Consider the following 19,832-nt stretch of genomic DNA (forward strand, 5'->3'; position numbering starts at 1 on the left):
ACCGCGTGGCCCCGCCGCAATATTCACTCAGTCTCGACCAACTTCGGCAGTATGCCGGAGAAGGCAATCTCGTTCCGCTCTATCGAGAGATTCTCGCGGATTATGAGACCCCTGTCTCTGCCTTTGCCAAAATCGATCATGGCCCTTCAGCCTACCTCCTAGAGTCCATCGAGGGCGGCGAGAAGTGGGCTCGCTATTCCTTTCTTGGAAGTGGGTCGCCTGTTGTCGTGTACGAGGATGGAGGCGACCTGCTGGTCGTGCAAGGCACCAGCAAGAAGCGCATTCCCAGCCGTGGAAACCCTCTCGAACGTCTGCGGGAGCTGATGGAGGCCTATCGTCCGGTGACCGTGCCGGGCCTTCCCCCGTTCGTTGGCGGCGCAGTCGGCTATCTGAGTTACGATATGGTGCGCACCTTCGAGGATTTGGCTACCCGGAAGAAGGACCCGCTCAATCTGCCGGACTTTGCCTTCCTGCTGACCGATACGATGCTGATCTTTGACAATGTCGCTCAAAAGATCAAAGTGGTGGCTACCGCCCATGTGACGGCAAAGGGGGAACGCGGTATCAAGACCGCCTACCGATCGGCGACAGAACGGATCGAACGCACGATAGCAAGACTCAAGCGTCCCCTCCGCCGAACGCGTCCACATCGCCGCCGCCGACCAGTGTCCTTTACGGCGAACATGAGCAAAGCGGATTTTGAGAAGATGGTGGTACGGACAAAGGAATACATTCGGGCCGGTGATATCGTGCAAGCAGTGTTATCCCAGCGGTGGGAAACGAGCGTGCAGGCGTCGCCGTTGCAACTGTATCGGGCGTTGCGCGTGGTGAATCCCTCTCCCTATATGTATTACCTGCGCATCGCCGGGGTCGAATTGGTCGGCTCCTCTCCAGAGACGCTCGTCCGTTGTGAAAACGGCGTCATTTCCGTCCGTCCTATTGCGGGCACGCGCCGGCGTGGTGCGACGCCTGAAGAAGATCAACAGATGGAGCGGCGGTTATTGGCGGATAAAAAGGAACGGGCTGAGCATGTGATGCTCGTCGATCTTGGGCGGAATGATGTCGGTCGTGTGGCGAAACCAGGCTCGGTCGTTGTGGACTCGCTCATGCACGTCGAGCGGTATTCACACGTGATGCACATTGTGTCGAATGTGACGGGGCAGCTTGATGAAGCGAAGACCTCGTACGACGTGTTGCGCGCCTGCTTTCCCGCCGGCACCGTTTCCGGCGCGCCGAAGGTGCGAGCGATGCAGATCATCGATGAACTCGAGCCGACAAGACGCGGTCCCTATGCCGGAGCGGTGGGCTACTTTAGCTTTTCTGGTAACATGGATATGTGCATTAATATCAGGACGGTTGTCGTGAAAAAACACCAGGCCTTCATTCAAGCAGGGGCTGGTATCGTCGCAGATTCGAATCCGGAACACGAGTATGAAGAGACCTGCAATAAGGCCAAGGCCATGATGAAGGCGGTCGAATTGGCCGAACAGGGGCTGGAATGAGCACGTAAGGCGTGAGTGGTAAGTGGTGAAGTGATCAGGATCTCGCCCACTTTCCCCCTTACGCCTGACGCCTCACACCTCACGGTTTATTATGTTGCTGATGATCGACAACTACGATTCTTTCACCTATAACCTCGTGCAATACTTCGGGGAACTCGGTGAAGACATTCGGGTGTTCCGTAACGATAAGATTACGATCGATCAGATCGAGTCGCTGCAACCCAGCCGCATCGTCATTTCTCCCGGGCCCTGCACGCCGGTGGAAGCTGGTGTATCGGTCGAGACCATCCGGCATTTTGGCGGGCGCCTCCCTCTCTTGGGTGTCTGTCTAGGCCATCAATCTCTGGCTGTGGCGTTCGGCGGGGAAGTCGTCCGGGCCGAACGATTGATGCATGGCAAAACCTCGAAGATCCGCCATGACGAGAAAACGATCTTCCACCAGCTGCCGAATCCCTTCGACGCGACACGCTACCATTCTCTGATCGTAAAGCGCGACACGCTGCCTTCCTGTTTTGAGATCTCGGCCGAAACGGATGAAGGGGAAATCATGGGATTGCGCCATCGATCATTAGGCATCGAAGGAGTGCAGTTTCATCCGGAATCCATCCTCACCCTGGCGGGGAAGGACCTCCTCCGAAACTTCCTTAAACTCTAGGCTGCTCTCCGGGTCTCCGATCTATGATCAAAGACGCGATTGCCAAACTTGCTGACCGTTGTTCCCTCACCGAACAGGAAGCAGAATCCGTGATGCTGGAGATCATGGATGGTGCAGCAACTTCGGCTCAAATTGCCGCGTACTTGATGGGGCTTCGCTTGAAGGGTGAGACGGTTGAAGAAGTCACCGGCTCCGTGCGGGCTATGAGGGCCAAGGCCCTTCGTATCGCAGTCGGAGATCCGTTGGTCGTGGATACCTGCGGAACAGGCGGTGACGGCGCGCACACGTTCAATATTTCCACCACAACCGCACTCGTTCTTGCAGGCGCTGGTCTGACCGTTGCCAAACACGGCAATCGTTCTGTGTCATCCAAGTCAGGGAGCGCCGACGTCCTCTCGGCGCTCGGAGTCAAAATCGATCTGCCGCCTGAACGGGTAGCCGATTGTATCAATGAGGTCGGAATCGGCTTTCTCTTTGCCCCGCTGTATCATGGCGCGATGAAACATTGTGTCGGCCCCAGACAAGAGATGGGCATCAGAACCATGCTGAATCTCTTAGGCCCGCTGACCAATCCCGCAGGAGCCGCCATCCAGGTACTCGGAGTCTATGAAAGTCGATTGACTTCTCTGCTGGGGACCGTGCTTATGCACCTGGGATCGCAACATTGTTTTGTCGTACATGGGATGGATGGACTGGATGAGATCACCCTGACCACAAAAACGCAGATTTCAGAAGCCAAAGGAGGTGTTCTTTCGAACTATCTCATGGACCCGGCGGATTTCGGACTGGCATTGGTTCCAGCCAAACAGCTAGCCGGCGGGACGCCGCTAGAAAATTCCGCGATCACTCGTGACATTCTGCGAGGGCGAAAGGGGCCGAAACGGGACATTGTCTGTTTGAATGCCGCTCCGGCCCTTGTCGCTGGGCGCAAGGCGAGGAGCCTTCATGATGGATTTCTCTTGGCAGGCCAGACGCTAGACTCTGGTGCCGCAGCTGAAAAGCTCGCTCTCCTGGTCGCATTTACGAATAGGGGATGACACGATCGTGATTCTCTCCCGCATCCTGGAGCATAAGAAAGCGGAACTCCGACACAAACAAAGCCGGGGCTACCTCTCTGAGCTAAAGGCGAAGATTCAGGACGCGCCGGGACCCCTCGGCTTTTCTGTGGCGCTCGAAGCGACAAGAACGGCCGGCAGTCCAGCGTTGATTGCCGAAGTCAAAAAGGCCTCACCCAGCCTAGGGCTCCTCCGGCCAGAGTTTTCTGACCGCTTTGACTACCTGGGAATTGCCAAAGCCTACCATGACCATGGGGCCTCGGCCCTGTCTGTTTTAACCGATAAGGATTTCTTCCAAGGGAGCCTCGAGTACCTCAGCGAGATCAAACAATTGGTACCCATGCCGACCTTGAACAAAGAGTTCATGGTCGAGGAGATCCAGTTTTATGAAGCGCGCGCGTATGGCGCCGACGCCGCTCTCTTGATCGTCGCAGCACTCGAACGACAGCAATTGATAGACTTCTACGCCCTTGCCAGAGGATTACGCTTGGATGTGCTCATCGAAACCCATCACGAGCGCGAACTCGATATCGTATTGGAGCGACTGCCGGAGGCGCGGCTGATTGGTATCAATAACCGAGATCTTAAGACCTTTACGACCGACCTGGGTGTTACCGTGCGATTGGCGAAACGGATTCCCGCCGACAAGCTGATCGTGAGTGAAAGCGGCATCCATCAGCGCGCAGATGTGGTGCAATTGGTCGATGCCGGCGTCCATGCCATGCTTGTCGGAGAATCCCTCATCCGAGCCGATGACATTGGAGGTAAAATCCGTGAATTACGAGGAGTTCCGGCTCCGTCACACGCATAGCAGGATACAGAAAATGGGGGATGGGGTAGCTAAAACGATCCCCGTGCTCGCGCAACGCGCGGCCTCAGAAGGATGTGAAGGGTAGCCTGGCCGTCCTCTTGCTCGCGGAACGCGCACGATAAGAATGTGCTCGTTCGACGCGCGCAATCGAGGATCGACCAGGCTACCCTTGAAAATTAGAATGGGGAATTGGGAAAACGCGCGCAGTAAAGAACAATCTGCCTGCTCCCTCTGGGGAAGTTGGGGAATCAGAAAGCCCTCGCGTGGGCAAATGGCACGTCTCGGCGTGCCAGTGGGTGGGCGGGTGAGACACCTAGCCTTTTTGAGCACCCTGCGGCTCTGTTGACATCGGTGTCAGCAGGTTTGATACCAACAGAGTATGGTATATAAAGAAAGCTTATCCACAGCCTACCAAGATGGCCGCTACAATCAAAATCAAAATCTGCGGTATTACCAACGCCGAAGACGCCGCCGTAGCAGTCGATGCCGGGGCCGATGCTTTAGGATTTGTCTTCTATCGGAAAAGCCCTCGGTATATCGAACCGACGCTGGCCCGGCAGATCATGATGAGCTTGCCACCCTTGGTGATACCGGTGGGTGTATTTGTCGACGAAGAACAGCAAGTAGTACGGAACATCATGGATGACTGTGGACTTGCGCTTGCGCAATTGCATGGAAACGAATCGGCGATCTATTGCAAAGAGTTAGGTCGTACGGTTCTTAAAGCACTTCGGGTAAAAGATCGGAGCACCTTTCTCGCCTTGGCAGAGTTTCGGGGGAGGGCAGGCGTACGCGGGTTCGTACTGGACGCCTATTCGGATCAGGCCTATGGAGGGACTGGACAGGCGATTGATTGGCAGCTTGCTGCAGAAGTGGCCAAAGCTGCGAACATTCTCCTGGCCGGAGGGCTCACCCCTGACAATGTTGAGAAGGCAATTCTGACGGTACAGCCGTACGGCGTGGATGTGAGCAGCGGCGTTGAGCGGGAACCGGGCAAGAAGGATCACGAGAAAGTGCGCGCATTCATCCGAGCGGCCAGGGTTGTCTCCCCAGCATGAGCCCATTTATACTGCATCCTGCAACGCGAACGCGAGGGCTGCGATGAGTTCTGTTCCCAACAAGCAAGGTCGATTCGGGGTCTATGGCGGACGCTATGTCCCTGAGACGCTGATGCCTGCGTTGCTTGAATTGGAGCAGGAATATACCCGTGTAAAAAAGGACCGGCGCTTCCAGTCTGAACTTGCCTATTATTTGAAGCACTACGTTGGCCGACCCACGTCGCTCTACTTTGCCCAACGACTCACAAAACGATTGGGTGGAGCGAAGATCTATTTGAAGCGTGAAGACCTCTGTCATACCGGGGCCCACAAAATTAATAATGCGATTGGACAAGGGCTTCTCGCAAAGCGGATGAAAAAGCCGCGCATCATCGCTGAAACCGGCGCCGGACAGCATGGGGTGGCGACGGCGACCGTCGCTGCGATGTTCGGTCTCCAATGTGAAATTTATATGGGGACTGAAGACATGCAGCGCCAGGCACTGAACGTCTTCCGGATGAGATTGCTCGGCTCAACCGTCACGGGGGTTGACGCGGGAAGCCGGACGCTCAAAGATGCCATCAGTGAAGCCATGCGGGATTGGACGACGAATATCCGCACGACCCATTACATTCTCGGTTCAGTGCTCGGGGCCCATCCCTATCCGATGATGATCCGTGATTTTCAATCCATCATCGGACGTGAAGCCCGGCGACAGATTCTGGCGGCGGAAGGCCGGTTGCCTGATTGCCTCATCGCTTGTGTCGGCGGTGGCAGCAATGCCATAGGACTCTTCCATGCCTTCATCCGGGACAAACAGGTGAAGATGATCGGTGTCGAAGCCGGCGGCCTGGGAGTCGCAAGCGGAAAACATGCGGCGCGATTTGCCGGAGGAAAGCCAGGAGTCCTGCAAGGTACCATGACGTATCTGCTCCAGGATGCCGACGGGCAAATTAATCAGACTCACTCGGTTTCAGCAGGGTTGGATTACGCAGCGGTCGGTCCCGAGCACAGTTACTTGCGAGATCGAGGCCGAGCCGAATATACCTCGGTGACAGATGACGAAGCTATGGCCGCATTCGATCTGCTGACCAGAGAAGAGGGGATCATGCCGGCCCTCGAAAGTGCCCATGCCATTGCCCATACAGTGAAGGTGGCGCCCACGATGAAAAAGAACCAGATTCTGGTCGTGAATCTATCAGGTCGTGGAGATAAAGACGTCCACATCGTCGCGAAGCTGCGGGGGATCACGTTGTGACATCGAGGCTCGACCGGACCTTTGCCAGGCTTCGGCAGGAAGGTGAGCAGGCCATTATTGCCTACGTGATGGCAGGCGACCCCTCACTGCAAGAGACCGAACAACTTGTCGTGGAACTGGAGCAGGCGGGAGCCGATATCATTGAACTGGGTGTCCCATTTTCCGATCCCATCGCCGATGGCCCTGTGATCCAACAGGCTGCAGCCCGGGCCTTACGGAGTGGGACATCGCTTCGAACGATCCTTCCCATGGTCGCACGGGTCCGGGGCACGACTCAGATTCCCCTGGTCTTGATGGTCTACTATAATAATATTCACGCGTTTGGTCCTGAGCGGTTTTGCCATGAGGCGGCTCAGGCCGGTGTCGACGGACTCATTGTACCGGACATGCCTCCGGATGAAGCAGGCCCCCTCAAAGGACCTGCCGCAGCAGCTGGGCTTCAATTGATTTTCCTTCTCGCCCCTACAAGCACCGCGGAACGACGGACATTTGTCGCTCGTCAGTCGGAGGGGTTCGTCTATTGCGTGTCACTCACAGGGATTACCGGTGCAAAACTACGCAACGTGGCGGATGTGGGTAAGAACGTCAAAAAAATCAGAAAAATCACCCAGGTCCCGGTGGCAGTTGGTTTTGGGGTTGCCACGCCGGAGGACGCTGCCGATGTTGCGGCCATTGCCGATGGGGTGATCGTCGGCAGCGCAATTGTGAAGCAGATCGCTATACACCAGCAGAAGCCGGAGATGGTGAAGAAGGTGGCGGAATTTGTCCGCTCATTGAAAACTGCCATGCAAACGGCTCAGGCTAAAGCCCGCTAGCAAGATGCTGAAAAAGCCTGCGCGTGCGGTCTGTCTGGTCTCTCTGGTTCATCTGGTTTGTTTTGTTGATTTGGTTCATCTGGTTAGTTTCGTCCAACCAAAAAACCAGACAAACCAGACAAACCAAATAAACAAAAATGGGGGTGGGGATTATTCTTTGGGGTGGGGAGGCATGGCCTTAATCATCTCAGCTGCCAGCTCTTTGGCGACATCCTTTAGATAGGGCCGGTAGAACATATAACTGCTTGACCGTTCATGTCGCGCCTTCCATACGGTGGTGCCTGTCGTGGCATCGACCAGGCGGAGGTTCAGGCCCACTCGACCGACATTATCCCCTTCTTTACGCACGTATTCCCATGAGTTCACCCGCACGACTAAAAACGAGTCCACATTCAGCGCCTTGCCCAACTTCACAGCGGACTCCTTGTCGGATTGACCTGTCATTTCCAAACGGGAGAAATAAAACACGAGTGCATCGAATGCTTCTTTCGAACTCTGGAAGATATCCGTCACATTTTCAGGAGATACCACGCGCTCGATATTGGCCTTGTTATTCAGGGTTTTTGACAGGACCTCTTGGATATCCTCACGCGCGCTGTCGTATTGGCTCGCCATGGGAGGAAGCACGGCGATGGCTTGAGGTCTGAATCCTCCCGCCCCTGGTCCTTCCCATACTTCCTGTAAGCCTCCACAGCCGACGACTAGGAGCGGAAGAAGGCAGAGAGCGATCGCACGTCGGATGTCGTGAAGCACGAACATGTTGTCAGTATACCATCTAGAAGATCCAGGCAAGAGCGCCGGAGGCGATGGCTCCCCCTTTATCAAAATCATAACCGCTCGCAAGGTCCATGCGGAACGAGTAGATACGAATTCCCAATCCGGCGGTTGGTGTAAAGATTGATCCCGCATCCTGGACGTTTTTATACGTTCCGACCCGGAACGAGAGAAACTCCGAGAGGATCGTTTGTTCCATGCCGAGACTCAGCACCTGGCTCTTGAGCCCCGGGACGAGCGTCTGATTGGAGGTAATGTCCATATCCGCAGTGATGGTCATCGTCGGCCAGGGATTTACCGCTAGGCCGCCGCGTACCTGAGGAGTCAACTTATACTGGAGGCCGCCCGGAGCGTCGAAGGTTGGTTGATTCAGATCTTTGCCGATCACGCCGAATCGCAACCATGAAGACGGACGGTACATCGCTCCGATATCTATGCCGTATGAGGTGGAAATCTTGGCCTTTCCAAAATTGTCTATGAGATTCGGATCCTGCCCGCCCGTTAGGTTGATCGTAGTATTGTATGCTGCACCTTGAATGATCTTGCTCGTGATGCCGATGGCAAAGGTTTTATCCGCAAAGGAATACGCATAGGAAAAGGCCGCTTGCCTGGCTTCCAATCCCCGCAGCGCCATCTGACCGGTAATATTGGTCCCCGAGGCCACCACCGGAGAACTGACAAACCCTCCTGACGTTGCAACATCAGATACGTTGAATCCAAAGGCATGTTCGCCGAAATGGCCTTTGAAATAGAGGCCTCCGGCACCAAGTCCGGAGATTGTGGCGCCGGAGCGATTGATCTGATTCGCGATGCTTTGGGCTTTCGTCGCCGCCGACGGATCGCCAGGATTGAAGTCTTTCAAATCATCCAGTGCATTGACGATATCTTCACGACCAGTGACTTGGACTGTTCCTTGAATGCGAATATCAGCGGATTTGAGCATGGCTAATCCTGCCGGGTTCCAATAGGTGGCGTAGGCATCGGTCGTGATTGCCACGCCTGCTCCTCCCATCCCTGCCGCACGGGGACCGACAGTAACAAATTCAACTGCCAGAACTTGTCCCGGCAGTACCACGATGATTATGGTTGCAATGGTGCGTAGTACTGTAAGGAAACCCATCGGATAACAGCTCCCACTAAAATCAGGGCTTTTAGTGAGTCTAGGGGACTAATCGGTCCTCGTCAAGGTTAGACGAGAGAGCCCCATAAATGTAAATGATGTGTCGGCTGGTTGGTGCAATACCTAATAAGTATACATATCTAGGTGTGCATACTCTCACACAATTTGACCGTCCTGCATATGTACGATACGGTCCGCTTGGGCAGACAGCTTATCGTTATGGGTAACGATCACGAAGGTAGTTCCGCGGGCCTTGTTCAGCTCACGCATCATTGCAAAGAGCGCCTCGCCCGTATGGGTATCTAGATTTCCGGTCGGTTCATCTGCCAACACGAGATCCGGCTTCTGCAAGAGGGCCCGTGCGACCGCCACGCGCTGTTGCTCACCGCCGGACAATTCCCCAGGCTTGTGGTGTAACCGGGCACCTAGCCCGACCTCCTGTAAGAGGGTGATCGCCTCCGGTTCAACGTCTGTCGGATCACGTCGTTGGATCAAGGCGGGCATACAGGCATTTTCGAGCGCAGTGAACTCCGGCAGGAGATGATGAAACTGGAAGACAAATCCGATCCGCCGGTTCCGAAAGTCCGCCTGCGCTCCTTCTGTCATCTGAAATATATCCTGGCCGTCGAAGTGCACCATCCCTGTGGTCGGGCGATCGAGCGTTCCAATAATGTGGAGCAGCGTGCTCTTTCCTGCTCCCGACGCCCCGACGATGGCAATCAGCTCCCCACGCTGAATCTTTAGATTGACGCCCTTCAGCACCGTGAGGGCCTGTCCGGCCATCGGAAACGATTTGTATAGATCGGTAACGGTGATCACGCCGGAGCTCCGGAGCAAAGGAATAATGATGATGAAAAGGCCGGCATGATCATTCGTAACGCAGTGCGGCCACCGGCTCGAGCTTGGCTGCCTGGAGCGAGGGATAGACCGTGGCGGCAAAGCTAATCAGAATTGCGGAACCGGCCACCAGGAGGACATCCATGGCCTGTACATGGACGGGGATTCGCGAAATGTAATAAACCGAGGGGTCGAAGGTCCAGAAGGTCTGGATCAGCCAGAGAAACGCATAGCCGACCGGAATGCCGATGGCTGTCCCGGATAGGCCGATGATCAACCCGTTCAGCATGAAGATGCGCCTGATACTTTTGCGCGTTGCGCCCATCGCCTTGAGGATCGCGATTTCCTTTTGCTTCTCCGTCACGATCATGGTGAGGGTGCTCACGATGTTGAAGGAGGCCACGATCGTGATCAGAACCAACAAGAGAAACATCATCGTCTTTTCCAGCTTGAGCGCCGAGAAGAGATTGCGATTCATCTGCATCCAGTCGCGCGCGCCATAGGCGAAACCAAGCGATTGTTCCACGGCCCGGGCTGTTTCCGCTGCGTGGAAGACGTCCACAACTTTGATCTCGATGCCCGTAACGGTCTGCCCCATGTTGAAAAACTTTTGCGCCTCCGCGAGATCGATATAGGCCAGTGAGGAATCGTACTCATACATACCGGATGAAAACAGCGCGACCAACGCAAAGGTCCTGATCTTCGGCACCATGCCGATTGCGCTGATCGGGCCGGCCGGAGGAGACACCACATTTACCGTGTCGCCGACGAACACACCGAGCCGTAAGGCCAGTTCCTTGCCTAGAATGATGCCGGGTTTTTCTGTCTCGACCGCGGGGCCGTTCGGGTCGTCTGCCGGCGGCTGCTTGATCTTGACTGGTCTGCTGAGGTCCTCCAACTGTCCAGTCGAGAGATTCTTAGCCAGCTCCGTCACTGTGCCTTCGCGTTGCGGATCGATGCCTCGGATCACGATGCCCTGCACAGCGGTCGGGGTCGTGAGCAAGACCTGCTTGAGCACAAAGGGAGTTGCCGCGACGACTCCCGGCACGGTTGCGACCTGTGTGGTGACGGGATCGTACTCGCTCATGCTCTCCTTCATTCGATCCTGCACGATGATATGGGCCGTCGTTCCAAGAATTTTTGCCTGAATGTCTTCTTTAAATCCGGTCATGATGCCGACGGTTCCGATCAGGGCTGCCACACCGAGGGTGATTCCGGCAATGGAGACCACTGTGTTCAAGGAAATCGTCCGATTCCGACGCTTCGCGCGCAGATAGCGCAATCCGACGAAGATTTCGTAGGGGAGGGCCACCGTTATTTCTCGGGTCTCAGTTGAGGGAAGAGGACGACATCGCGGATCGAAGCTTGGTTGGTAAAAAGCATGATCAGCCGGTCGATGCCGATGCCTTCGCCCGCGGTTGGCGGCATGCCGTACTCCAGGGCGCGCAGGAAGTCTTCATCCACCAGATGGGCCTCTTCGTCGCCAGCCGCCCGCTGCGCCGCTTGTCCCTCGAACCGCTCCCGTTGGTCAAGAGGATCATTCAATTCAGAAAAGGCGTTGGCGATCTCCCGTCCGGCAATGTAGAGTTCGAAGCGATCAGTCAAGGCCGTGTTCGAGTCTTTGCGTCGTGCGAGGGGGGATATTTCAATCGGGTAGTCGGTAATGAACGTCGGCTGCAGCAGATTGGGCTCCACAGTCTCCTCGAATATTTCGTTCACGATATTGAAGAGCGGCCATTTCGGATCGACCGCGATCCCAAGCTTCTTAGCCGCCGCAACAGCGGCGTCCTGATTGTTGAATACGGAAGGATCGAGGCTGTTCACCTCCAGAATCGCCTGGTGATAGGACCAACGACGCCAGGGAGGTGTCAGTATGATCTCCTTCCCCTGGTAGTCGATGACCGTTTTTCCGAGGACCTGCTGTGCCAACGAGGAGATGAGTTGCTCTGTCAGGATGATCAGGTCTTGATAGTCGGCATAGGACACGTAGAACTCGAGCATCGTGAATTCCGGATTATGGATCGTCGAGATGCCTTCATTCCGGAAATTGCGGTTAATTTCAAATACGCGGGGAAAGCCGCCGACGATCAACCGTTTCAAATAGAGTTCCGGTGCAATACGGAGGTAGAGATCGACACCGAGTGCATTGTGGTGGGTGACGAAGGGTTTGGCCGCCGCTCCTCCTGGAATCGGGTGCATCATCGGCGTCTCGACTTCCAGGAAGCCTCGTTCAATCAAGAAGGAACGGATCTCGGCGATGATTTTGCTGCGGGTGGAAAAAATGCCATGGACCTCGGGGTTGGCGATCAAGTCAACATAGCGCTGCCGATAACGGGTTTCCACATCTGTCAACCCGTGCCACTTCTCTGGGAGCGGTCTGAGGGCTTTACTTAAGAAAGTCAGCTGGGTGACATCGACCGTGAATTCATTTGTCTTTGTACGGAATAGAGTGCCGGTTATACCGATCCAATCGCCCAAATCGAGCAGTTCGGCGACGCGATAGCCCTGCTCCGATAGATGATCTTTTTTGAGATAGACTTGAAGCCGGTCTGATCCGTCTTGCAGCACCACAAAGCCTGCCTTCCCGAATCGCCGAAGGGCGACGATGCGTCCCGCTAGGGAGCAGGAGATCGTTTCTGCTTCCAAGACCTCTTTGGATTTCTCGCCATGGAGTTCGATCAGTCGGCCCGCACGGTCTTTTGCCTCGAACCGCGCTCCATAGGGCGCGACTCCCATTTCACGCAGCGAGTCGAGTTTCTTGATCCGTTGTTGCTGCTGTTCGTTCAGTTCTTCCATTCCGTGCGATCTTCTTTCCTCGGTTAAGTGTCGAATTCGTCCGTCCCCGACTCTTGATAGCTGAGAGCCGTGACGCCACGCTGCTTCATCTTCAGATAGGCCTCGATGAATCCGTCCAGATCACCATCCATGACCGCTGCGACTTGGCCCACTTCATAGCCGGTCCGGTGGTCTTTGACCATTTGGTAGGGCTGGAACACATAGGATCGGATTTGGCTGCCCCAGGCGATATCCTTCTTCTCTCCGACAATCGCGGTGAACTCCGCTTCCTTCTTTTTCAATTCGAGTTCGTAGAGACGCGCTCTCAACACTTTCATGGCGCCGTTGCGATTCTGAAGCTGTGACCGTTCGTTCTGACATTGCACCACGATTCCGGTTGGCAGGTGCGTCATACGAATGGCCGTTTCAACCTTATTCACGTTTTGACCGCCGGCGCCACCGGCCCGAAAGGTATCGATCTTGACATCTTTATCTTCGATCACGAGGTCGATATCCTCGTCCACCTCGGGATAGACAAAGACCGATGCAAAGGAGGTGTGCCGCCTCTTGTTCGCGTCAAAGGGTGAAATGCGCACGAGCCGGTGTACGCCTGCTTCGGCCTTGAGATAGCCATAGGCATAGGCGCCTGTCACTGAGAGAGTGACGCTCTTCACGCCTGCTTCTTCCCCCGCAAGTAGGTCCAGCGTTTCAACCTTGAACTTTTTACTCTCGGCCCAACGGACGTACATCCGAAGCAGCATCTGTGCCCAATCTTGCGATTCCGTCCCGCCGGCTCCCGGGTGGATCGCCAGGATTGCATTGTTGATGTCCAGTTCGCCAGAGAGCAGCAACTCAAGCCGAAGGGCGGAAAGCTTCTGCTCGAATCGATCGAGCTCGAACGTCAACTCCTTTAATAGACCTGCATCGCCGCTTTCTTCCGCCAATTCAAGCAAGGCGCCGATATCCTCCTGTTTCCCATCGATATCGCGCCACTGCTGGAGGTCACGCTCAAGTGCAGATTTTTTCCGGCTGATCGTGGCGGCCTTCTGAGCCTGGCTCCAAAAATCAGGTCGCGAAGCCTGCTCTTCCAGATGAGACAGCTCGGCCGTCATGCGAGCGAAGTCAAAGATGCCCCCGTAGTTCTGATACCAGTTGTTCGATGGACCTGACGCGATACTTGACCTCGTCTAACATCCTACGGATCCTTTCGGTTATATCGGCACTGCGTCTGGCTCAGATTCCTTGGTTCGGAATATGCCGAAGAGGAACAAAAGCGCGCAGATTATAGCACAGCCGTAAGCAAACACATCGCCATGGCGGCTGTAAAACGTATCCGGACGCCAGACCTGCATCGTAGCCTTGAGGGCCTGCTCCGTAAAGACCGGTGTCGCTTCGACGATCCGTCCGAACGGGTCGATGAATCCTGAGATACCGGTGTTGGCGGAGCGAGCGAAAGCCAGGTGATTCTCGACGGAGCGAAACACGACCATTGAAAAATGTTGGGAGGCTGCCGCTGACTGACCAAACCAGGCATCGTTCGTGACAGTCACCAAGAACTCCGCCCCGTTCGCCGCGAATTGCCGTACGAGATTTGGAAAGATTACTTCGTAGCAGATTGCCACCCCGAATTTCACAGCTCGTGGCGGTGCTCCCGTCGCCCCGGAAGTTGTGGGCTGAGCTTTAGGGGGCAAGGTCAAGACTGTCGAACTAGGCCCTGCTTCAAAATCACCGATCCCTTCGACCAATTTATCCAGGAAAGATAGGAACGACGATTTGAACGGAATATATTCGCCGAATGGCACCAGATGCTGCTTGTCGTAGCGCCCCAGCACTTGGCCATCGGGGGAGAGGAGGTAGGCACTGTTCATCAGGTAGGGTCGCCGATCCGGATAGTAGCGTAAGGCGGGGCTTCCAAATAAGATCGGTGTCTTAGTACGATTAGCCAACCCGATGAGCTGCAGCTGGTAGACCGGCTCACGCTCAAACACAAAAGGTGTTGCGGCCTCCGGCCATACCACCAAGTCAGTGGCAGGGCCGAGCTGCTCCGTCAGCCGGTCAAAGCGTGCGAGGGTCTCCTCTCGATAGGCTGTATCCCACTTCACTGCCTGATCGACGTTCGGCTGCACAACTCCTATGCTGATTGACGATCGAGGAATGCCGGCGAAGGGGGCCTCGGATAATGTCCCCAGGCTATATTGCCATGAGAGGGTCATCAACAACGCCGTCATGGCCATCAGTTCCCAAGGAAGCCTTGCAGGGCGGAATTTCCTGCGCAGAGGCATCAGCCAGGCCAGCAATTCAGCGAGCGTGACATTCATCAATACAATAAGAAACGAGACTCCGTAGACCCCCATATGGTCTGCGATCTGAATCACTTCAAGCTGACGGTATTGAGAATAGCCAAGGAGGCCCCAGGGTAATCCACTCAAGGCATAGGTTCGGATGAGCTCAAGGGTGACCCACAGGCAAGGAAGGGCAAAGAGACCGTAGCGTGGGATGAGGATCTGAAACCACACGGCTCCGGCAGAATAGAGGCCGACATAGAGGCCGAGGTAGGCCGCGAGCAGCAACATAAGGCCATAGCTGATCACGAGCGGAACCTTACCGTAGGTATTCATGGCGGTCACTACCCAGGCCATTATGCCCGTAAAGGCAATCGTACCGGAGAGCCAGCCGATCCAAAACGCCTGAAGTTTGCTCTTGCCGTCCAATGCCCAATGCAACGGTACGAGGGCAACCCAGGCCAAGAGTCCGAGATCAGATTTCGGGAAACTCAGCGGGAGGAAAAGCCCGCTCGCACCAGCAAGGGCGAGCGAACGCGCGAGGGAATGGGTCATGAGCCGCACCTTATCGAAAGCCGGAGATGGATGCAACTTCCGGCCTTAAAATGGGTCCGCTCGTCGAGCAGTGTGTTGACAAACTACTTGAGCGGAACAGCCACGCAAAGTCTAGATACACGCAGATATGTTCAGAAGCCATTGCAGACTGTTCAGAAAGGCCGATTTCTCACCCGCCCGCCCTGAGTCTGCCAAGACAGCCTCTTTACCATAGATGCGCCGTGACCGCGTACAAGGCCGCAGCAAGCGAGCAACGATCGTTCTTCCCTGCTCGCTCGGTTACGGTCATCCTAGGGATGACCCGGATGAGTCCCCCACTGCGCGCGTCCAACGAGGGCCTGCTGAGGCCGCGCGTTGCGCGAGTACAGGGGACTCACCGGGCCATCCCTCCCCCTGCTGGCGGGTTTTCTCAACAGCCTGCTAGTGTCAGTTACGTTGTCATGGGAGGGGGGGAGATCCCGGGTTGACGGTCACCCGCTGATCACCTATAAGTAAGAGCAGCAGATCGGTATCTCTATCACGCGATTCAGCCCCTGACGAACAGCCTGGCCAATGATCGCAACAATGAGGAGGTTATGCCATGGACCGAAGAGTCGTCAGCCTGTGCCTATGCCTGAGCGGCATGCTTCTATTTGCAGGCTGTTCCAGTAAGCGAGCCTCCTCCTCGGAGGGAGATCACGTTTCAAAGACGGGTCAGAGCAAGAGTGAGGAAATCTTGCCGGATGCGATCAAACCGATACCACCGGAACGCTCGTTCGACCGGCCATCCAGCAGTCTGCCATCCAGTCTCCCGCTGCAGTCCAGCACTGTTTCTGCCGGCAATACATTGGGCGACATATTTTTCGATTTCGACCAGTTTCAAATCCGCCCGGATGCGATGCCGGTATTGGATGCCAATGCCGGTTGGCTTCGCTCCAATGGTAGTAAGGCCGTGCTGATCGAAGGCCATTGTGATGAACGAGGCACCTTGGCATACAATCTCGTCCTGGGAGAAAAACGGGCCCGCGCTGCCAAGAAGTATCTACAAGACTCGGGGGTTCCGGTCTCCCAGCTCCAGATCATCAGCTACGGAGAGACGCGACCTTCCTGCCAGCGGCAGAACGAAAACTGCTATCAACAAAATCGGCGGGCACATTTTGTGACGCAATAAGATTTAGCAAGTGCCTCACCGGAACGCCATTGTATGGGTAAGACGATCGCATCACGAAGGAGGTACACATGAGGCGCTATCCTAATGCAGCAATCGGATTCATCGGGATCATCTTGCTCGCGACCGGCTGTGGCGCTAAGGGCGAGCGTATCGACCTGAAGGTGCCTATCGCCTATGGAGTCGATAAGAAGGTCGCCGCAATGAGTTCAGGGACCGTCGCGGTTCTGCCGTTTGAAGACAATCGTACGAACCGATCGCATCTCGGCACGAGATATCATCTATGGGGAGGAGAGAGTCATTTCGATCTTTCCAGTGGCACCCTCGGCGAATCCACGGCACAGGCCTTCGCTGACTATCTCAAAGAGCGAGGCTGGAATGCCGCTGTTGCCAAAGGGAACGGGGCAACGGGGGTAGACGTGACCATCACAGGCCAGCTTGTCGATATCGCGGTGAATGCCAAGAGCGGTGTGGGACAGACAGACCTGAATGGCAAGAATCGGTTGATCATTTTTGTGAAGAATCACGCTGACGGGAGCCAGGTCCGCGAAACCCTCACCAGTACTGGAACCAGCCAGGTCTTTTGGTTCGACCCGGAGGATGCCCAGGATCTTCTCAACGAACTGTACAACAAGAATTTTGAGAAGTTTATGGCTGATACCACCCTCGACGGTAAGCTTCTCAAGCTCCGGCGGTGAGCATACCGCATGGGATCGTGAAAACCATCAATGTCGAAAAGACCGTGTTCGATCAAGGTGTCAGTAGCGCGGCTAATTGCATGCTACATACGTGAAGAATAGAAGTCTGGCGCGTCGGCCAGTTGGGCGCGTACCCATAGTTACGATGAGCCTGCGAACCTAATGAGTAGCGTAGATCGACGAACACACCGCCGGGTGCCGGTCCAGGTGCAGGGGTTTCTGTCGGGAAACTCGCATGAGATCGAAGGGATCACGCTGGATCTCTCAGTCGGTGGTGCCAGGTTCGATTGTGACCTTGAAGTCTATCCCGGCAAGGTAGTCCGTGTACGACTCGTCCTCCCTGGGGCAGTGGAACCGCTCTCAATTGAAACAGCGCGTGTGCAGTGGGTCGGAGAGGACACATTCGGAGTCTCCTTTCAGAATGTCCGACCAACCGAACTCGATGAACTGGAACAGCTCATCGATGAATACGAAGAGGCCGAAGGTACGGGCCATGCCTAGTAGGTATGCAAAGCAGCGGACTGTTGACCATTCTGTTGTGTTTCATTACTTGACTGATCGGCATCGGAAGAATATCGTATCCCTGTGGGAGGAGCTTAACGCCCCGAGGGAATATGGTTCATCAGGGGATCGAGCGTCGGGATGGTGTGCAGGCCCAGCTTGACTGGGAAGCCTGAAGTCCCGCCAAGATCACCGCCGTACCTATGCTGTCCTCGGTAGGTGCGCGCTCCTCCCACCCTAATTTCGTCTCTTAAGGAAATTGAAAAAAAAACAAAAGGGGGAGCCGGCCAAGGCCGGCTCCCCCTTTTTACATCACAGCCTGGCGTCAATGGTTTAGTTATCTGGCAACAGAAGATAGAACGCGATGATAATAATCGGCGCAAACACATACATGGCCTTCTTGCCGAAGGCATCGTTGACACCGTAGATCAAAATCGCAGCCATGAAAATATAGTACAGCATCCCGATTCCCCGGTACCCTGCACTGTGTTCTTCTGCCAGGGCGAGCGCGGGTGATCCCAGGATCGATATAGCCGATAAGGCTGCCAGTCGTTTCATCTCAATCTCCCTCCCGGTATGGATGGTATGGGGTCACGGCCATCTGTGTCATTCATAGGTTCGGGGCACTATGTTGCACCATTTTATTGCCAGAAGTCAAACTGTGCTTGAACGAAAGCAGGCCCTAAGATCGATAGCTTGCGTTGATGCGGACATAGTCGAAGGAGAGATCGGTTGTCCATATATGGGATCGATGACGTCCCTGCCCAAGCCCCACAGTGATGGTAAACTCTTTTTGACGAAAGACCTTTGCAATCAGGCGTTCAGCAGCTAGTCCTAAGCCCATTCCACTCCTCACCATCGGAACCCCGCCAAACGACAGGGTGAGTTTCGAGGGGTTAATCGGGACACCGGCTCGGCCGATCGCCGCCATGACACGGCCCCAATTGGCATCCTCCCCGAATAGGGCGGTCTTGACCAAATTCGAGGTGGCAATGGTTTGGGCCACTTGCCGTGCCTCTTTCACGCTGCCTGCTCCGGTCACCTCGACATTCACGACCTTGGTGACACCCTCTCCATCGCGACAAATAGCCATCGCCAATGCCTGACAGGCTTCTGTCAGGAGTAACAGGAATCGACGGAAAGCGGTTGTGCCGGCTGTGACCGTCCGGTTCCCTGCGATTCCGTTTGCCAGGCAAAGAACCGTGTCGTTGGTGCTGGTGTCTCCATCGACAGAGATGCAGTTAAATGATTCGTTGACCGCGAGTCTGAGGGCCTGTTGAAGCGCGCTCTTCGTGATTGAGGCGTCTGTGGTGAAATAGGCCAGCATCGTAGCCATATTGGGGTGAATCATTCCAGATCCCTTGGCCATCCCGCCGATGGTAATGAGACGACCGCCGATCGTGTCTTGAAGGGCGATGGATTTCGGCCGCAGATCGGTCGTCATGATTGCCCGGGCAGCATCCAGGCCTCCACGGTCGCTGAGCTGAGCGAGGAGCTGGGGTACTCCTTTGATAATTCGATGGACCGGCAGCGCACGGCCGATCACACCGGTGGATCCGACGAACACGTGGTCGAGAGGAATACCCATATGTCGAGCGACCGCCGCGGCAGTCATTCTGGCGGCTGCCAATCCGTGAGAGCCCGTACAGGCGTTTGCGTTGCCGCTGTTGACGAGAATGGCTCGTCCCATTCCCCGACGCAGGTGCAGGCGATCGACAATGACCGGTGCCGCAACCACTTGGTTGCGGGTGAAGACGCCGGCGATGGGGCCGCTCTGGTCTGAGGCAACGAGAGCGAGATCGAGCAGGCCGGGTTTCTTAATGCCGCAATGGATGCCGGATGCCCGGAAGCCTTGTGGCGCGGTGATCCCGCGGCGTGGAGATGCGGCTGTTATTTTTTTGCTCATGATCGAGAGGATATATCCTATTCACATTGTGCAGGATGCTCAAAAAGGCTGTTCAGCAAGGCCGCAGCGAATGGAGAAGGCTTAGGTCGAGGTTAAGGTTAAGT

Annotated in this window: 19 protein-coding genes; 10 read left to right on the plus strand and 9 right to left on the minus strand. The window is 55.5% G+C overall.

The window, feature by feature from the left end; genetic code table 11:
• Positions 1–5: 5 nt before the first annotated feature.
• The 7 genes from trpE to HZB34_11985 all read left to right on the plus strand — a co-directional run bounded on the left by trpE (position 6) and on the right by HZB34_11985 (position 7,133).
• Complete coding sequence (trpE, locus tag HZB34_11955) at positions 6–1,502, plus strand: anthranilate synthase component I (protein ID MBI5316678.1); 1,497 nt, start codon at positions 6–8, stop codon at positions 1,500–1,502.
• 91 nt (positions 1,503–1,593) lie between these two features.
• A complete protein-coding gene (locus tag HZB34_11960; GenBank protein MBI5316679.1) occupies positions 1,594–2,157 on the plus strand; it encodes an aminodeoxychorismate/anthranilate synthase component II in 564 nt (187 codons plus the stop codon).
• A 23-nt stretch (positions 2,158–2,180) separates the two neighbouring features.
• Positions 2,181–3,194, plus strand: a complete 1,014-nt coding sequence (gene trpD, locus HZB34_11965; protein ID MBI5316680.1) for an anthranilate phosphoribosyltransferase — start codon at positions 2,181–2,183, stop codon at positions 3,192–3,194.
• Between the two features lie 7 nt (positions 3,195–3,201).
• The gene (trpC, locus tag HZB34_11970) at positions 3,202–4,023 is read left to right on the plus strand and encodes an indole-3-glycerol phosphate synthase TrpC (GenBank protein ID MBI5316681.1); all 822 of its coding nucleotides are present in this window, start codon (positions 3,202–3,204) and stop codon (positions 4,021–4,023) included.
• Positions 4,024–4,439: 416 nt separating this feature from the next.
• Positions 4,440–5,081, plus strand: coding sequence for a phosphoribosylanthranilate isomerase (locus tag HZB34_11975; GenBank protein ID MBI5316682.1), 642 nt, complete (start codon positions 4,440–4,442; stop codon positions 5,079–5,081).
• Positions 5,082–5,124: 43 nt separating this feature from the next.
• On the plus strand, positions 5,125–6,318 hold the full coding sequence (gene trpB / locus HZB34_11980; GenBank protein MBI5316683.1) for a tryptophan synthase subunit beta: 1,194 nt from the start codon (positions 5,125–5,127) through the stop codon (positions 6,316–6,318).
• Positions 6,315–7,133 (plus strand): tryptophan synthase subunit alpha, encoded by an 819-nt coding sequence (locus HZB34_11985; protein MBI5316684.1) that lies wholly within the window; start codon positions 6,315–6,317, stop codon positions 7,131–7,133. The genes trpB and HZB34_11985 overlap by 4 nt, the downstream gene beginning before the upstream one ends.
• 150 nt (positions 7,134–7,283) lie before the next feature.
• Here HZB34_11985 and HZB34_11990 read toward each other — a convergent pair whose 3' ends face one another.
• The 7 genes from HZB34_11990 to lnt all read right to left on the minus strand — a co-directional run bounded on the left by HZB34_11990 (position 7,284) and on the right by lnt (position 15,476).
• Positions 7,284–7,892 (minus strand): hypothetical protein, encoded by a 609-nt coding sequence (locus HZB34_11990; protein MBI5316685.1) that lies wholly within the window; start codon positions 7,890–7,892, stop codon positions 7,284–7,286.
• Between the two features lie 16 nt (positions 7,893–7,908).
• A complete protein-coding gene (gene traF, locus HZB34_11995) occupies positions 7,909–9,027 on the minus strand; it encodes a conjugal transfer protein TraF (protein MBI5316686.1) in 1,119 nt (372 codons plus the stop codon).
• Positions 9,028–9,183: 156 nt separating this feature from the next.
• A complete protein-coding gene (locus HZB34_12000; protein MBI5316687.1) occupies positions 9,184–9,810 on the minus strand; it encodes an ABC transporter ATP-binding protein in 627 nt (208 codons plus the stop codon).
• 85 nt (positions 9,811–9,895) lie between these two features.
• Positions 9,896–11,176: a lipoprotein-releasing ABC transporter permease subunit gene (locus HZB34_12005; protein MBI5316688.1), complete on the minus strand. Its 1,281-nt coding sequence runs from the start codon at positions 11,174–11,176 to the stop codon at positions 9,896–9,898.
• Positions 11,177–11,178: 2 nt separating this feature from the next.
• The gene (gene lysS / locus HZB34_12010) at positions 11,179–12,660 is read right to left on the minus strand and encodes a lysine--tRNA ligase (GenBank protein MBI5316689.1); all 1,482 of its coding nucleotides are present in this window, start codon (positions 12,658–12,660) and stop codon (positions 11,179–11,181) included.
• Positions 12,661–12,683: 23 nt separating this feature from the next.
• Positions 12,684–13,833, minus strand: a protein-coding gene (prfB, locus tag HZB34_12015) for a peptide chain release factor 2 (GenBank protein MBI5316690.1) whose coding sequence is annotated in 2 segments (ribosomal slippage) — positions 12,684–13,775 and positions 13,777–13,833 — 1,149 coding nt in all. Because the reading frame shifts where the segments join, the coding sequence is not laid out codon by codon here.
• Between the two features lie 17 nt (positions 13,834–13,850).
• Positions 13,851–15,476 carry an apolipoprotein N-acyltransferase gene (gene lnt, locus HZB34_12020; protein ID MBI5316691.1) on the minus strand — a complete coding sequence of 542 codons (1,626 nt, stop codon included), beginning with the start codon at positions 15,474–15,476 and terminating at the stop codon, positions 13,851–13,853.
• Between the two features lie 580 nt (positions 15,477–16,056).
• Here lnt and pal point away from each other — a divergent pair.
• From pal to HZB34_12035, 3 genes are all read left to right on the plus strand, one after another.
• The gene (gene pal / locus HZB34_12025; protein ID MBI5316692.1) at positions 16,057–16,626 is read left to right on the plus strand and encodes a peptidoglycan-associated lipoprotein Pal; all 570 of its coding nucleotides are present in this window, start codon (positions 16,057–16,059) and stop codon (positions 16,624–16,626) included.
• Between the two features lie 68 nt (positions 16,627–16,694).
• Positions 16,695–17,321 carry a hypothetical protein gene (locus HZB34_12030; GenBank protein ID MBI5316693.1) on the plus strand — a complete coding sequence of 209 codons (627 nt, stop codon included), beginning with the start codon at positions 16,695–16,697 and terminating at the stop codon, positions 17,319–17,321.
• Between the two features lie 162 nt (positions 17,322–17,483).
• Positions 17,484–17,822, plus strand: coding sequence for a PilZ domain-containing protein (locus HZB34_12035; protein MBI5316694.1), 339 nt, complete (start codon positions 17,484–17,486; stop codon positions 17,820–17,822).
• A gap of 333 nt (positions 17,823–18,155) precedes the next feature.
• On the opposite strand, the gene HZB34_12040 is transcribed toward HZB34_12035, so the two are convergent.
• Positions 18,156–18,380 (minus strand): hypothetical protein, encoded by a 225-nt coding sequence (locus HZB34_12040; protein ID MBI5316695.1) that lies wholly within the window; start codon positions 18,378–18,380, stop codon positions 18,156–18,158.
• A gap of 124 nt (positions 18,381–18,504) precedes the next feature.
• Positions 18,505–19,728, minus strand: a complete 1,224-nt coding sequence (argJ, locus tag HZB34_12045) for a bifunctional glutamate N-acetyltransferase/amino-acid acetyltransferase ArgJ (protein ID MBI5316696.1) — start codon at positions 19,726–19,728, stop codon at positions 18,505–18,507.
• Between the last annotated feature and the right edge of the window lie 104 nt (positions 19,729–19,832).

The sequence above is a fragment of the Nitrospirota bacterium genome (assembly GCA_016219645.1).
GTDB lineage: Bacteria > Nitrospirota > Nitrospiria > Nitrospirales > Nitrospiraceae > Palsa-1315.

Excerpts from the sequence above, each read along its gene's own strand:
- HZB34_11960 (MBI5316679.1), top strand. The coding sequence starts at position 1,594 with ATGTTGCTGATGATCGACAACTACGATTCTTTCACCTATAACCTCGTG.
- trpD (MBI5316680.1), top strand. The coding sequence starts at position 2,181 with ATGATCAAAGACGCGATTGCCAAACTTGCTGACCGTTGTTCCCTCACC.
- HZB34_11975 (MBI5316682.1), top strand. The coding sequence starts at position 4,440 with ATGGCCGCTACAATCAAAATCAAAATCTGCGGTATTACCAACGCCGAA.
- trpB (MBI5316683.1), top strand. The coding sequence starts at position 5,125 with ATGAGTTCTGTTCCCAACAAGCAAGGTCGATTCGGGGTCTATGGCGGA.
- HZB34_11990 (MBI5316685.1), bottom strand. The coding sequence starts at position 7,892 with ATGTTCGTGCTTCACGACATCCGACGTGCGATCGCTCTCTGCCTTCTT.
- traF (MBI5316686.1), bottom strand. The coding sequence starts at position 9,027 with ATGGGTTTCCTTACAGTACTACGCACCATTGCAACCATAATCATCGTG.
- HZB34_12000 (MBI5316687.1), bottom strand. The coding sequence starts at position 9,810 with ATGGCCGGACAGGCCCTCACGGTGCTGAAGGGCGTCAATCTAAAGATT.
- lysS (MBI5316689.1), bottom strand. The coding sequence starts at position 12,660 with ATGGAAGAACTGAACGAACAGCAGCAACAACGGATCAAGAAACTCGAC.
- lnt (MBI5316691.1), bottom strand. The coding sequence starts at position 15,476 with ATGACCCATTCCCTCGCGCGTTCGCTCGCCCTTGCTGGTGCGAGCGGG.
- pal (MBI5316692.1), top strand. The coding sequence starts at position 16,057 with ATGGACCGAAGAGTCGTCAGCCTGTGCCTATGCCTGAGCGGCATGCTT.
- HZB34_12030 (MBI5316693.1), top strand. The coding sequence starts at position 16,695 with ATGAGGCGCTATCCTAATGCAGCAATCGGATTCATCGGGATCATCTTG.
- HZB34_12035 (MBI5316694.1), top strand. The coding sequence starts at position 17,484 with ATGAGTAGCGTAGATCGACGAACACACCGCCGGGTGCCGGTCCAGGTG.
- HZB34_12040 (MBI5316695.1), bottom strand. The coding sequence starts at position 18,380 with ATGAAACGACTGGCAGCCTTATCGGCTATATCGATCCTGGGATCACCC.
- argJ (MBI5316696.1), bottom strand. The coding sequence starts at position 19,728 with ATGAGCAAAAAAATAACAGCCGCATCTCCACGCCGCGGGATCACCGCG.